The organism is Ihuprevotella massiliensis (assembly GCA_900095835.1).
Taxonomy (GTDB): Bacteria; Bacteroidota; Bacteroidia; order Bacteroidales; family Bacteroidaceae; genus Alloprevotella; species Alloprevotella massiliensis.
The window spans coordinates 1,022,582-1,035,469 of sequence record LT608321.1; the positions used below are offsets into that span (position 1 = coordinate 1,022,582).

The following is a 12,888-nucleotide window of genomic DNA, read 5'->3' on the forward strand; positions in this document are numbered from 1 at the left end:
TAGAGGGGGAACTGGTGTGTTCCCACGATATTAAAGAGAAGACAAAACGTAAGTATTGATTAAGCCTCATCATCTGCACGCGTGGCAGAGAGACGCACGCTGCATCCTCGGAGGTCTGCCTCCATGGGGGGATTGTCTTTTTGCACTTCCACGGTGGCACGTTGCACTTGTGGGAAGTGACGGAAGAGTTGTTGCAACAAGCGCGCAGCAACGTGTTCCAAAAGTTGTGAAGGTTGTGCCATCACTTCCTTTGCCAACTCGTAAACATCGGCATAGCTCACCGTGCCTTCGAGCTGGTCGTGCTCCAATGCAGCACAACTGGGCGCAAGCTCTAGGAGAATCTGGAGGGTGAATTTGCCACCCACTACACGCTCTTGGGGCAATACACCGTGATGGGCGTAGAAGTGGAGATTGTTTAACCGAATCTCAAGGGGGGAATATTGAAGCAAAACTGGAGTTTGTGAACTATTCATGAAAAGAGGGACAAAGGAGAGGTGAAGCGGAAAAGATGTTCCGCATGCAACAGCCCAGAACTCCGTGGCACGATGAAGCGACCCGAAGCGAAACTGGTGCTATGAAAACAAGAATTGATGCTTGTGGCATCAATCTTGTGCAAAGGATTCGTCGGTGTCTCCCAAGTTGTGGGCATATTTTTTGAGGGCGCGCACTACTCCAGCCTTCCACGTGTTGATGGTGTCGCTTTCGAGCTGGAGAGAGTCAATGAGTCGAATGACATTCTCTACCGGCATACCATGGCGCAGCACTCCCGAAATGAGTTTGGCGTAGTTCCAATACTCCTTGTTGAAGCGTGCCGAAAGCCCTTCGACGGTGGTCTTGTAGCCTCTCCGATTTTGGAAAGAAAAGTCGTAACGAGATGAACCATCGTAATTGAGATTCTTGACTATCCAACCCGTATTTACGCTTTTGGGAAGCACGATGCCTTCTTCATCGTCTTGGAGTCCGGTAAAGATTTCATAAGGGCGCCCCTCAAGTAAGCCGACAAAAGCGACCCACTTCTCTTTTTTGTTTTGAAATCTCCACACATCGCAAGCCAAACTCTGTGGGCGATGCTCGATGCTTTCCATGAACTCACGCTCTTTGAGTTGCTCGAGAGCCAACTGCATGAGACCTTGCACGAGGGCTGGGGAAGCAGCACAAGCAGCGGAGGGGGTGGCGCTAGATTCAGAAGAGACAGCACTCTCTGCAGCAATCTGCGCGAGGCATGCCAGCACATCTTCTTCGGAGTGCTGCGCCTTCACCGCATCGAGCTGCGTCAAAGCGTGCGCCAGACGCTGCAAGTCGTTCTCGAGGGTCGGATTTTCGATAGATACAGATGGATTCATCATTCTGCAGACAGTTTTTGCCAAAAGGCATCCAAGTCATCCGAGAGACCTACCATGAGATCTTGTCCAAGAATCATGGTGTCATCGTCGATAAGGAAAAGTTCTGCCACCGTTTGTTGCTCATCGTCGAGCAAGACGAAAGAGCAAGGGCGAAGCACGGACATCGCCTCTAGGATGGGTTCGCAGCGTTTGAGGGCGGCGTGTAGCACGGGTTGGATAGCGGTGTAGAATTCTTCGCTACTATTGCCAATCCATTCTTCCACCACGCAGCGAGTAATCTCGCGCTCATCATCGTCGAAGACAAGGAGTTCTCCACTCTCTTGACGAACGAGCAGATAGAAGTCGGTGAGCACTGCATCCTCTTGAGGGATGGCAGCAAACTTTTCCGCAGTCTTCTTGAGAGCGCGTTCGATTTGGTGGAGGGTTTGTTCGTTGGTATTCATAAAATCACTGTTGTCAGATGACCATTTCTACAGCAAAGTTAGTGGCTATACAGCGAAATACAAAGATAAAGCTTGCTTTTTTTGCCAATAGGCAGTAACTTTGCCCTTAAAACCACGTTATTCTCTCTATTCATCGCCCATGACGCTCACCATCGACCTTGGCAACACGCGCGCGAAGCTCACGATTTTCGATGCTCAAGCCACTATTGTGGAGCATCGCTCAGTAGCTCACCACAATCTTGTGGAGCAACTGCATCAACTGCTCAGCGTGCGCCCAGAGATTCGCCGCATCTGCTGGTGTGCTGTAGGAGATATTCCGGCTGAATTTCCTGCGTTTTTGAAAAACTGCCGCTGTGCGGTGCAACAACTCAGTCCTACGGCTCTTCCCTCGGGCATCACCCTCGGTTATCGCACACCAGCAACCCTCGGTGCTGACCGTTTGGCAGCCGTGATGGGCGCACAATCCCTCCTCCCTCATCACACTGTGCTTGTCATCGATGCCGGCACCTGCATCACCTTCGACCTCTTGCTCTCCAATGGTCACTATTTGGGCGGCAACATCAGCCCAGGACTCGACATGCGCCTGCGAGCGATGCACGAGTTTACCGCACGCTTGCCCCTCATCAGTGCTGAAGGTGAAAATCCCGATTATGGATATGACACGATCACAGCCTTACGAAGTGGTGCGAAAAGTGGCATTCGTCTAGAAATCATGGGTTATCTTGCACAAGTGCGTGCAGAACACCCCGATGCTTGCGCTTTTTTAACGGGGGGCAACCGTTTCGACTTCGGCATTTCCACAGAAAGTTGCAACTTTGCAGATGAAAGTGATGCTATTGCCACAGATAATCGTATCTTTGCAGATGAATATCTCGTGGCACGTGGATTGAATGCCCTGTCATGATTTCCCGAGAAGATGCACTGGTTTTGCCTGTAGAATGAACCTTGCTTCTGTAGGGCTTACTTTTTCTAGATTGTGAGCACTCGTTGCTAGATGACACAAACTCGTAGGTGCCACGTATCCTTTTCGCTTTTCTCCACAAGACTCTATTGTATGAAAAAAATACTGCTCTCAGCTCTCTTGCTCTCCACCATGTCTCTCACCGCAGCCGCTCAAGAAACGGGGGTTAACTCCGCCTTCACACGCTATGGTTTGGGACGCATCAGCGATGGCTCGCTAGGTTTCAACAAAGCCATGGCAGGTACGGGCTATGCTTGGCACGATGGTAAGCAGCTTAATATGACGAACCCAGCTTCTTATGCACGTCTCGACTCGCTTACCTTCTTGATGGATGTGGCAGGCACGTTGCAAGCCTCTCGTCTTTCCGCCACAGGGCAGACTCACAGCACCAACAGCCGCGCCTTTTTCGATCATGTGGTCGGTGGTTTCCGCGTTCTTCCCGGCTTGGGAGTGAGCTTCGGTTTGCGTCCATACACACAAGTGGGCTATGAAATCACGAGTAACGATGCGACACTCTCCAATGGTTTCTCAGAAGTTACTGCCATTCGCACCTATTCAGGTGATGGTGGAGTGCACCGTGCCAACATCGGTCTGGGATATGCTCCATTGCGCAACCTTTCGTTGGGTTTCAATGCTAGCTATCTGTGGGGAGTCACCACTCACACTGCCACGACTTCTTTCACTGATGCCACTGTACCTAGCCCTCGTGTGGCTTACGAATCGGAAGTACGTTCTCTGCACTTCGACTTTGGTGCACAATACACCGCGCGTATCAACAAGCGCAATGCCCTCACCCTCGGCTTGACCTTTGCACCAAGCCATTCTCTCGCGGGCACTGCTTCGGTGGACAACCAAATCATTTCCAACAACCAAATCACCTCTTCCCACGTCTATTCTCTGACAGACGCTTATAGTCTCCCCACTACTTTTGGGGCAGGTTTGATGTGGCAACACAGCGACCGTCTTCGTGTGGCAGTGGACTACACGCACCAAGCATGGTCGAAGGCTACTCAAGCAGAAGCTCAAGCCAATGATGGTACGTCGGAGGTGACTTTTGTGAAATCATCTGCCAACTTGCGCGATTTGGATAAGATGTCGTTCGGTCTTGAATATGTGCCTGCTCCACAAGGTTACACGTGGGCAGGACGCGTGCGCTATCGTCTTGGTGCTAGCTACGCCACTCCCTACACTCTCATCAATGGACAAAAGGGAGCCAGCACGTTTGTTGCCACTGCTGGAGTGGGATTGCCCATCTTGACGAGCTACAACAACCGTAGTTTCCTCAACCTCTCTGCTTCTTACGAACAACTTCGTTCGAAAGTGGGTGGTTCTCTCACCGAGCGCAACTTCCTCCTCACCATCGGTGTCACTTTCAACGAGCGTTGGTTTAAGAAGTGGTTGGTAGACTAAGAAACATTAGTGGCGATATTAGTGCGACATCCCTTGAATTCTCCACAAGAATTTCCCACAAGTAGTCACGCCTTACGACGTCGCCCATCTACGGTTTCTCTCATTTCTCCTAACGACTCCAACCTCTTCCCCACTCTTTTCGCGTTTATCACTCACATGCGCCAACTCTGCTATTTCTTCCTTCTGCTGCTCGCCATCGGTCTTGGAGCATGTAGCAACGATGCTCCTCCGCAAGCCGCAGCAGTGCGACACCGCGACTCTCTCCCTCTCATGACAAGCTATGGTATTTCGAAGCTCATCAGTGATTCAGGCGTGGTGCGCTATAAAATCATGACAGAAGAATGGCGCTTCTTTGACCGCACACATCCTCCACGCAACGAATTTCTCAAGGGCATCTTCTTGCAACGCTACGATGCCCAATTTAATGTGGATCTCTACATCACTGCCGACACGGCATATTGGTATGACCAAAAGCTTTGGGAGTTGCGTGGACGTGTGCGAGTGCGCAATCTCCAAGATGGTACGACCTACACAAGTCAGCAACTCTATTGGGACAACGAGAAACATGAGTTTTATTCCAACGTCCCTATGCACATTGTCACTCCCGACAGAGATTTGCAAGGCGATCGCTTCCGTTCGGACGAACAACTCACTCGCTATGAGGTCCGCCGCACCCGTGGTTTCATCCCGATGCCTTCTAGCATGAGTAGCAATTCTTCTGGTTCTACCACTCCCGACACAACAAATACAGCGCAATAGCTTGAGCTATTGCGCTGTATTTGTTTTTCTAGCTTACTTTATTATTTAGAGAGTTCTATTCTGTTTTGGCTTTCTTCTTCCTCGGTTTAGGAAAAGGAAGGAGCGGTGCCAAGGTTTGCAACACTACGATAGCGTGCTGCCGATGTTCAACCGAAAGCACATAATGCTCTTTTGCTCCAGGATAGGGAAAGCCCGTTTCTGCCTCAGCCATCAAATCGGAGAGTGTTGGAAGCATTTTCACATACACGGTGTCATCACACACGAGTGCCACACACTTACCATCGAGATAAAGTCCATATTCTCCAAACATTCGTTTGATTTCCACCACCCCAGCAGTGGACACTTGCGCCACCACATAGTCTATAAATTCCTTTGACGTTGCCATAAACACGCTAACTATTTTATTGCTTATTCTTACTGTCGCCAAGCACACGGCTAGTGATCAAACAGACTTCCCCATCTGCCCTTCCTACCGAAGTACAAATGGGGAAGAAATCTATCATGCGTAGCTTTGTCCCAGACGGCAAAGCCTCAGCGAGGATATATTATTTCGCAAGCTGTTGTTGGATGTAAGCCTCCATCTTGGGAGTAGCTTCTTCTACGCATTCGAGCAAGCGGAATTGGTTGGCCGCACGTTCGAGGTTGTGAAGAGGATGCGTAGTCTTGTAGTAAGTATCGCCGTTGATGTAGTCTGCCAAGAAGCGGATAGACTGCATATAAGGGAAGAGAGCTACAGCATAGGGTAAATTCTCGATTTCGATGGGCGTGAGGAAGCTCTTGCCGCCAGCGAGATAACCACCAGCGAAGGCTTCGAAGACATCGAAACGGAAAGAGATATTCTCGAGGTTGGGATCGTCTTCACGCGTAGTGTTGGCAGCAGTGCGGAGGAAGTCGCCAAAGTCGGAGAAGATGAAGGAAGGCATCACAGTGTCGAGGTCGATAACGCAAAGCACATTGCCCTCTTTGTCGAAGAGGATGTTGTCCACTTTGGTGTCGCAGTGGCAGATGCGCTTAGGAAGTTTACCCTCACGATAGAGCTTCTCACTTTTCGTCATTTCGTCTTCGCGCTTAAAAATTTCTTCAAGCAAGTGAGCAACTGTGGATTCTCCCACACGTCCTACCTTGTCATCAGCAACAGCTTCTTTAAGTTGCTTCAAACGGAATTCAATGTTGTGGAAGTCCTTGATGGTTTCACCCAATTCAGCAGGAATATCTGCGAGCATACCTTGGAATTCTGCGAACGTCTTACCCACAATCTTGGCATTTTCGATGCTTACACCGCTCTTGGAAGTTGTGTCGGAAATGAGCACCATGACACGCCAATACTTTTCACCATCGAAATAGTAGTAAACCCCTTCCTTGGTGGGGACAAAATTCAACACTTTGCGATCGATGTCGGGAGTGCCAGCAGCTTCGAGCTTCTTGCGAATGTGAGTAGTCACTTCTACGATGTTGTTCATCAAGAGTTTGATGTCGGGGAAGATGGCAACATTTACGTTCTGAAGCACGTAGTCGGGGGTGCTGCCCGTGGTGGTTACAGCATAAGTAGTGTTGATGAGTCCGTTTCCGAGGGGACGAATATCGGCAATTTCACCTTCAATGGCGAATTGTTGAGCAATGTTTTTAAGTTGTTGTTCCATTGTATATGGGCATTAGTAGGATTATAGGGCGAAGTTACGCAAAAAATTCTGTTTTTGATCGCTAATACTCAGAAAAATGCAACTGCATTTGGCAAAATGAACCAGACTTACACAGAATCCGGCACGAAACGGACGAAATTTTCACGGAATCCGTCGAGAAATCGACAAGATTTTCACAGAAGCCCCATTTAGGAAAGTGCATTTTAGCGCACAAAAAAACGAATATCCTTCGAACATAAACAAGAAGAACACTTGTTTATCTCAAAGGAAATTCGCATCTTTGTATTGTAATCGAAAGGGGGGCATCCCTTAAGGATTACCGCAACTCAACCTAACGCGTAAGTGGTTGCAAGTTGAACCCTCAAAAGTAATAGCAATGTATTTAATCGATGTTTTCGGTTACGTAGTTGGGCTAAATGTCACATTCAAGTTCAGATTGCGCAAGCGCAGAAAGGGCGAAAAGCTCTAAACGCAAAGGGGAAGGGGTGAAAGCACCACCCCATACTTTTGAGGGAACACTGCAAAAATACAAACAAAATGAATAACATCCAAGAAACTCTCAGTAAAAAATCAAGAGGAGGTGCAAGAAAGGGGGCGGGGCGTCCTAGAACTATTGCAAAGCAAATCACAATAGGAATACCACAAGATGCTCTAGAGATTTTCCAACAGCAACCAAATAAGAACGCATTCATCACCGAAGCAATCAGACATTATGCAGCATTTTTAGCAAAGGAAGAAGGGTAAACTTAATCCATTTTTCAGACGAAAATGCGCAATAGTGTGTTTTTCTCAGACAAAAAAGACGCAATCAACTGATAGTCAAATACTATGTAGTCTTATCAGATAGAAAAGAAAATCCTCGCTCAGTATTCTCGGGGAAAACTAAGCGAGGAAGAAAGAGTTTAGCGTTAATACTTTTACGCTATAATGACCGATTGGCGATTATTCGTTGACCAAAGACAAGAAATGATAGTCGCGAGAGTAGCGCAGGTTTTGAGCATCGAAGGCTTCATCGTAATTGATGGTAACATCGGTGATGTTGCCTTGTGCATCATACACCGCCTTATAGACGGGGTTAATGAAACCCTTGTAGGGTGAGAGTTTCAAACGCGCATAGCGTTCGAGGATTTCCTTGTGCACCTTGGCATCTACTTGCACACCGTAGGTTTCTACGAGTTTGCGCGCACCTTCGTAGTCGCCTTCGCTCTTGATGCGCTGAATCTCGGCAAGGAGATTGCCAAAGAGATGACGCATCTCGGCATAGTCATTGACGCGAACAAAGGTCTTACCCTTTTGCTTCACCAATTCCACACAGGGTTTAGCGGTCTTTTGCGACTTGGCTTGTTCCAACACCCAATGTGCAATCAAAGCGCGGTTGCGCATGTGAGCTTCTTCGATAGTGTTGCCAGGTTTGATGCGCACCAACTGGGTGAGGGCTCCGTTTTGGATGTAACTATAATAGGAAGCTTTGTGAGCGTCCATGTTGGGGGTGAGTCCGAGTTCTACGAGTTTGGGATCAGCCAAATAGTAGAGCGCGAAGAGGTCGGCGCGGGCTTCTTCGATGGTGGAACCATAGGATTTCAAAGAGTCAGGGTCAGTACCAGGGAGGAGTTGTCCACTACCATGGCCGAGACATTCGTGGAGATCGGTGTGAAGGTCGTCGCAGCGGTCGCCATACTTGAGCACCAACTGGCGAGTTGGCTCGTCGATGATGAATTCCTTATCCATGCCACTACCATGAGCAGCCTTAGCATAAGCTGAGGTGAGGTTGGAAATGGTGACAGACTTAGAACCGAAGTCACGACGAACCCAATCGGAATTGGGGAGGTTGATGCCGATGGCAGTGGAAGGATAGAGGTCACCAGCGAGGATAGCAGCTGTGATCACCTTAGCCGAGATGCCCTTTACTTCCTTTTTCTTGAAGCGCGCATCAACGGGACTATGATTTTCAAACCATTGTGCATTAACTGCCAACTGATGGGCGCGCTCTGTAGCAGCAATATCCTTGAAGTTCACGATGCTTTCCCATGAGGCTTTCATGCCGAGGGGGTCACCATAGGTTTCAGTGAATCCGTTGACGAAGTCCACCAAACTCTCCGTGTCTTTGAGCCATTGAATAGAATAGTGGTCGAAGGTGCGGAGGTCGCCCGTGCGGTAGTATTCGATGAGACGACGGATAACACCTGCCTGTTGTTCATTTTCTGCAAAAGGTTCTGCAGCTTCGAGATGCTTGACGATTTGCTCGATGGCTGTGCCGTAGAGTCCACCCACACGCCAAACGCGTTCTTCGAGGAAACCAAATTCCCCACGCACCAAACGAGAGTTCAAGCCCATCATCACCGGACGAGGATCGCCAGCTGGTTTGCGCTCTGCATAGAATTGCTCTGCCTCAGCTTGGGTCACATCGTGTCCGTAGTAGTTGCCTGCGCTGGTGAGCACGAGGTCGTCGCCATCTTTCTGATTGACACGCATTTTGAACGTGTTGGGATTGAACATAGCATCGAGCACTTCGTCTTCTACCTTATAGTTAAGGCTTGCAAGCGTGGTGCGCAACCATTTCTCAGAAAATTCGGGAACGAACTTTTCATTGCCGTAGTGGTGATGGATGCCAGCAGAGAACCACACGCGTTTGAGATAGAGCGTGAGACCTTGGAAATCTTTTGACTTGCGGTCGCCCTTGTAGTCACGATAGACAGTTTCGAGCAAATCGCGGATGCGGAGATTGTAGCGTCCGTTTTGATCGAAGAGGATGTCGCGACCTGCGAGTGCAGCTTCTGAAAGATGATAAATGAGCGTTTTCTGACGCAAAGAGAGTTGCTCAAATCCTTCCACTTTGTAGCGGAGCATTTGGATGTCGGCAAACTGTTCGTTGGTGTACTTGAAGTCGTCGGTTTGGGCAGTTGCGGACAACGCGCCGCCAGCTCCCAAAGCAGAGAGGGAAATAAACATAGTGAGTAAGGAATGCTTCATGCTTTATAGAAATAGAGTATGAATAATATCGTAAGGTTGGGGGTGATTGTCAGCATCTATCCATGATTATCTGGCAAATCTCCCTTCATTTAAGTCAATAGTCCTAGTGTGCGAAGCTGCGCAGCAACATCTGCTTTACCATCATTGACAATGGCGATATCGGCAAGCTGTTGCTTTTCGGTTTCTGGCATTTGCAGGGCTATCCATTTCAAGGCCGTGGTGTGGTCGATGTGGTCGCGCTCCATGATTCGCGCTATGCGTTCTTCTTCTGGACAAGTGACGAGGAGGCTTTTGTCTACTAATCGTTGCCAACCGACTTCAAAAAGGAGAGCGCACTCCATATATATAATAGGAGCATCAGCATGTTGCGCCACAAATTCGCGCCAGGCTTCCTCCACGCGTGGATGAACGATTGCATTAACCCGCTGACTGTGAGCTTCGCCTTGGCAAAGATATGCTGCAACTACAGATTTCACCAAATGTCCCTCCGCATCATAAACCTCAGATCCCAACAAGGCACACAGCTCTTCTTGTACTGCAGAGTGGGTGCGCATAATCTGTTTTGCCGCATCGTCAGCATAGAAAATCGGAGCTCCCTGCTGTGCTAAGATACTGCAGACATAACTTTTGCCAGAGCCTATGCCACCAGTGACACCGAGGGTTTGCGAAGGAGAGGTCATGAATACTATCGATAGGAAAATGATGACGTGAAAGATAGATAGAGATACCGAGTAGGTAAAACTATTCCGTCTCGCTACTCTTCTCTTGGATAATGAATTCCACTTGTTCGGGACGCACGCGCACACGACGCACTCCAGGAGGAGTAGAACGCGGACGCGCCGTAAAGGTATTACCAGGAAGATTAATCAAGTCTTCGTAGCGCGCAATGATGACAAAGCTACTAGCAGTGATTTTCTCATGATCACGCACGCCCACTTGATATTCGATGCGCACCTTCGAAGGATTAGTATGGAGACTCTTAGTGGCTGGGAAGTTCACGCCTTGCACAGGCACTTCCACCACGCGATCAATCATGCGGTCGGTGATGATGCCCACTCGGATACTAGAGAGTACGGACTTTTTAGCATCAAGTGCCACATATTTCACTCCAGGCACTTTCACAAACCGACAACGCATCGTGAGCGTATCTTTGACATTGCTCAGATGAACGGGATTGAGTCGTGCGAACTGCATGGTGTCAATGATGTGTTGAGGACCATAAACCATCACGCGTGGATGGGCGATTTGGGTATCTACCCAAGTGTAACCGGAATCAGGAACAACTGTGCCTTGAAATTTCACGTCGAGCATCCTACCTTTATTATAATAGTTGTAGTAGATGTCGATGTTGTCAGGACGATATCCCACGAGTTGAGTACCATCAAGCGTAGAGGAAAAAGATTTGAGCAAATCGCGCGTGCGCAGCGTGGCATGTCCTCTACGATTTTCTACATCTTTCCAATGAATGACCACAGAGGGGAAATTGCGAAGGTAGCGATAACGCAGCAGAGTTACCCCTTTGTCACGAAGAGTGACATGAATGTAGTCGGGAGGTCCCGTGGTGATGTCTACATTGCTGGGCACATCGACCAAACGCACCCGGAGCGCAAACTCGCGTTCATAGGTGTCGTTGAGTTTCTGAAAAACCCAAAATGAAGCAGAGAGGAGCAGAAATAACAAAAACGTGAGGAACTGCCTATTGTAAATACGATGTAGGCAGTTCTTCACGAATTGAAGTAGGTCAAAATCACTACGCATGCTGGAGGAGATTTTGGAGAAGAGGGAAAAGAATTCCCATAAAAGAGAAGAAACCAAGTGTGGACGAGTCTCACACTTGGTTTCTGGAGTGAGCTACACTATATTATGCTTGCGCGGGTGTGGTGCCCGTGGGGTTGATGGCAGCCTTTTCAAAACGGAGGTCTACGCCAGTAGCCACGTGGAGCGTCACAGTGGTGTCGTCCATGGTTTTGATGGTGCCATGAAGACCGCCGATGGTCACTACAGTTTGTCCCACAGTGAGGGAATTGCGGAAAGCATTGATTTCCTTTTGCTTCTTTTGTTGTGGACGGATCATGAAGAAATACATCACAGCACCAAGTGCCACAAACATCAAAATAGTGGGCAACATAGAGGGTTGCTCAGCAGCAGCTGCAAGCATTGCGTTGAGAATAGTAGTCATAAGAGGATAAATGATTGAAAATTTTGAAGAATCAGATTACTTAAGCAGCACACCATCTTCTTGGAGTCGCTTGGTGATGCCATCGATCATGCCATGGATGAAACCAGCGGAGCGAGGAGTGCTATAGATTTTGGCAATGTCAAGATACTCATTGAAAGTGACATTGAGCGGAATGCTGGGAAACTCAAGCATCTCAGCCAAAGCGATTTGCATAATCACCAAGTCCATGAACGCAATACGGCTAAACTGCCACTTCTTTGTGCCTCCCTTGATAAGGTCTCTCAGTTCGTCACAGCGTTCAATGGTGGTTTTGAACAAACGTCCTGCAAATTCTTGGTCTTCCTGAGCCGCATAAGCAGGCAGCAATTCTTGTGCCGCACCATTCTCAGGTTGGAAACGCTTGATTGTTTTCAGCACGAAAGAGTCCACAATCTCCTTATCATCGTTCCAATAGAGGCTTTGTTCTTCGAGCAAAGCGTCAAATTCATCAGACTTTTCTATGTGGTTCTTGTAGAGTTTTCGCACAAGCTCGCGATCCGTTTCGTAATCGTGCTCCTTCGTGTCGACATAACGCAAGAAGAGGTCGTCGCTGAGCCAAGCATCATAAATCTTTTTGAGGAAAATGTCTTCGTTGTTCCAGTTCCACTTCTGAGCAGCTTCAAATTCGAGCAGAGCTTCGTTCTCCGAAAGTTGTTTCAAGAAAAGATTATTAGCCAAGAGACGATCATTGGAAGGTGCATCCCCTCCACCCACTCGTTGCTTCTTGGCTTCGCGAGCAGCATCCACTCGTTCTGCTCTACGGCGAAGTTCAACCAAGAGCAGGAGCATAAGACGATATAAGTCGTAAGCCTTTTGAAGGCTAAAGTCAAGTTCTTTCAAGGCTACCTCTGTAGTTTTGCCTTCGTTCTGATAGTAGGCATAGATAAGCTGAACTACTTTCAGACGGATAAGTGCACGATTAATCATTGTCGCAAGATTTAATTCTGGATATGTCTCCGTTGAGACTGTTATGTACCCACAAAGATACAAATAAATGGTGAGGTGAAGAAGTAATACCTATCGTTTTCGCTAGAAAAAACAAGAATGTAATAGAAATCGCAGTGCAGACTACAAAAAAAGCTGTTATTCGCTTGGTGCTTCTCAAAAAAAAATGCAATTTTGCTGCAGAAACACTAGAAGCTAT

Annotated in this window: 13 protein-coding genes and 1 pseudogene; 4 read left to right on the forward strand and 10 right to left on the reverse strand. The window is 48.3% G+C overall.

Annotation, left to right across the window (positions count from 1 at the left end; genetic code table 11):
* Window positions 1–59 precede the first annotated feature (59 nt).
* From folB to BQ2633_RS04275, 3 genes and pseudogenes are all read right to left on the reverse strand, one after another.
* The gene (gene folB / locus BQ2633_RS04265) at window positions 60–473 is read right to left on the reverse strand and encodes a dihydroneopterin aldolase (protein ID WP_075565329.1); all 414 of its coding nucleotides are present in this window, start codon (window positions 471–473) and stop codon (window positions 60–62) included.
* Window positions 474–647: 174 nt separating this feature from the next.
* Window positions 648–1,076: pseudogene (locus tag BQ2633_RS04270) on the reverse strand (hypothetical protein); the annotation flags it as partial.
* A 266-nt stretch (window positions 1,077–1,342) separates the two neighbouring features.
* Entirely contained in the window at window positions 1,343–1,786 is a 444-nt protein-coding gene (locus tag BQ2633_RS04275; RefSeq protein ID WP_075565330.1) for a hypothetical protein, read from the reverse strand.
* Between the two features lie 139 nt (window positions 1,787–1,925).
* On the opposite strand from BQ2633_RS04275, the gene BQ2633_RS04280 reads away from it, so the two are divergent.
* The 3 genes from BQ2633_RS04280 to lptC all read left to right on the forward strand — a co-directional run bounded on the left by BQ2633_RS04280 (window position 1,926) and on the right by lptC (window position 4,916).
* Window positions 1,926–2,690, forward strand: a complete 765-nt coding sequence (locus BQ2633_RS04280; RefSeq protein ID WP_075565331.1) for a type III pantothenate kinase — start codon at window positions 1,926–1,928, stop codon at window positions 2,688–2,690.
* Between the two features lie 150 nt (window positions 2,691–2,840).
* Entirely contained in the window at window positions 2,841–4,157 is a 1,317-nt protein-coding gene (bamG, locus tag BQ2633_RS04285; protein WP_075565333.1) for a BamG family beta-barrel-assembly machinery protein, read from the forward strand.
* A 33-nt stretch (window positions 4,158–4,190) separates the two neighbouring features.
* Window positions 4,191–4,916 carry an LPS export ABC transporter periplasmic protein LptC gene (gene lptC / locus BQ2633_RS04290; protein WP_346048152.1) on the forward strand — a complete coding sequence of 242 codons (726 nt, stop codon included), beginning with the start codon at window positions 4,191–4,193 and terminating at the stop codon, window positions 4,914–4,916.
* A 55-nt stretch (window positions 4,917–4,971) separates the two neighbouring features.
* On the opposite strand, the gene BQ2633_RS04295 is transcribed toward lptC, so the two are convergent.
* Both BQ2633_RS04295 and BQ2633_RS04300 read right to left on the reverse strand, forming a co-directional pair.
* A complete protein-coding gene (locus BQ2633_RS04295; RefSeq protein ID WP_075565334.1) occupies window positions 4,972–5,301 on the reverse strand; it encodes a TfoX/Sxy family protein in 330 nt (109 codons plus the stop codon).
* 160 nt (window positions 5,302–5,461) lie between these two features.
* Window positions 5,462–6,556 (reverse strand): phosphotransferase enzyme family protein, encoded by a 1,095-nt coding sequence (locus BQ2633_RS04300; protein ID WP_075565336.1) that lies wholly within the window; start codon window positions 6,554–6,556, stop codon window positions 5,462–5,464.
* A gap of 537 nt (window positions 6,557–7,093) precedes the next feature.
* Between BQ2633_RS04300 and BQ2633_RS04305 the strand changes: the two genes are divergently transcribed.
* Window positions 7,094–7,300: a hypothetical protein gene (locus tag BQ2633_RS04305; protein WP_075565338.1), complete on the forward strand. Its 207-nt coding sequence runs from the start codon at window positions 7,094–7,096 to the stop codon at window positions 7,298–7,300.
* Window positions 7,301–7,498: 198 nt separating this feature from the next.
* Here BQ2633_RS04305 and BQ2633_RS04310 read toward each other — a convergent pair whose 3' ends face one another.
* The 5 genes from BQ2633_RS04310 to BQ2633_RS04330 form a co-directional block, all read right to left on the reverse strand.
* A complete protein-coding gene (locus BQ2633_RS04310) occupies window positions 7,499–9,526 on the reverse strand; it encodes a dipeptidyl-peptidase 3 family protein (RefSeq protein ID WP_075565339.1) in 2,028 nt (675 codons plus the stop codon).
* Between the two features lie 89 nt (window positions 9,527–9,615).
* Entirely contained in the window at window positions 9,616–10,206 is a 591-nt protein-coding gene (coaE, locus tag BQ2633_RS04315; RefSeq protein WP_075565340.1) for a dephospho-CoA kinase, read from the reverse strand.
* Window positions 10,207–10,267: 61 nt separating this feature from the next.
* Window positions 10,268–11,284, reverse strand: a complete 1,017-nt coding sequence (locus tag BQ2633_RS04320) for a CdaR family protein (RefSeq protein ID WP_075565341.1) — start codon at window positions 11,282–11,284, stop codon at window positions 10,268–10,270.
* A 103-nt stretch (window positions 11,285–11,387) separates the two neighbouring features.
* A complete protein-coding gene (gene yajC / locus BQ2633_RS04325) occupies window positions 11,388–11,654 on the reverse strand; it encodes a preprotein translocase subunit YajC (protein WP_428829839.1) in 267 nt (88 codons plus the stop codon).
* Between the two features lie 87 nt (window positions 11,655–11,741).
* Entirely contained in the window at window positions 11,742–12,671 is a 930-nt protein-coding gene (locus BQ2633_RS04330; protein WP_075565343.1) for a transcription antitermination protein NusB, read from the reverse strand.
* Window positions 12,672–12,888 lie beyond the last annotated feature (217 nt).

Bases quoted from the DNA above. Each gene is read 5' to 3' on its own strand.
- BQ2633_RS04310 (WP_075565339.1), bottom strand. From the start codon at position 9,526: ATGAAGCATTCCTTACTCACTATGTTTATTTCCCTCTCTGCTTTGGGA.
- yajC (WP_428829839.1), bottom strand. From the start codon at position 11,654: ATGTTGCCCACTATTTTGATGTTTGTGGCACTTGGTGCTGTGATGTAT.
- BQ2633_RS04320 (WP_075565341.1), bottom strand. From the start codon at position 11,284: ATGCGTAGTGATTTTGACCTACTTCAATTCGTGAAGAACTGCCTACAT.
- bamG (WP_075565333.1), top strand. From the start codon at position 2,841: ATGAAAAAAATACTGCTCTCAGCTCTCTTGCTCTCCACCATGTCTCTC.
- coaE (WP_075565340.1), bottom strand. From the start codon at position 10,206: ATGACCTCTCCTTCGCAAACCCTCGGTGTCACTGGTGGCATAGGCTCT.
- BQ2633_RS04330 (WP_075565343.1), bottom strand. From the start codon at position 12,671: ATGATTAATCGTGCACTTATCCGTCTGAAAGTAGTTCAGCTTATCTAT.
- BQ2633_RS04305 (WP_075565338.1), top strand. From the start codon at position 7,094: ATGAATAACATCCAAGAAACTCTCAGTAAAAAATCAAGAGGAGGTGCA.
- folB (WP_075565329.1), bottom strand. From the start codon at position 473: ATGAATAGTTCACAAACTCCAGTTTTGCTTCAATATTCCCCCCTTGAG.
- BQ2633_RS04295 (WP_075565334.1), bottom strand. From the start codon at position 5,301: ATGGCAACGTCAAAGGAATTTATAGACTATGTGGTGGCGCAAGTGTCC.
- BQ2633_RS04275 (WP_075565330.1), bottom strand. From the start codon at position 1,786: ATGAATACCAACGAACAAACCCTCCACCAAATCGAACGCGCTCTCAAG.
- BQ2633_RS04300 (WP_075565336.1), bottom strand. From the start codon at position 6,556: ATGGAACAACAACTTAAAAACATTGCTCAACAATTCGCCATTGAAGGT.
- BQ2633_RS04280 (WP_075565331.1), top strand. From the start codon at position 1,926: ATGACGCTCACCATCGACCTTGGCAACACGCGCGCGAAGCTCACGATT.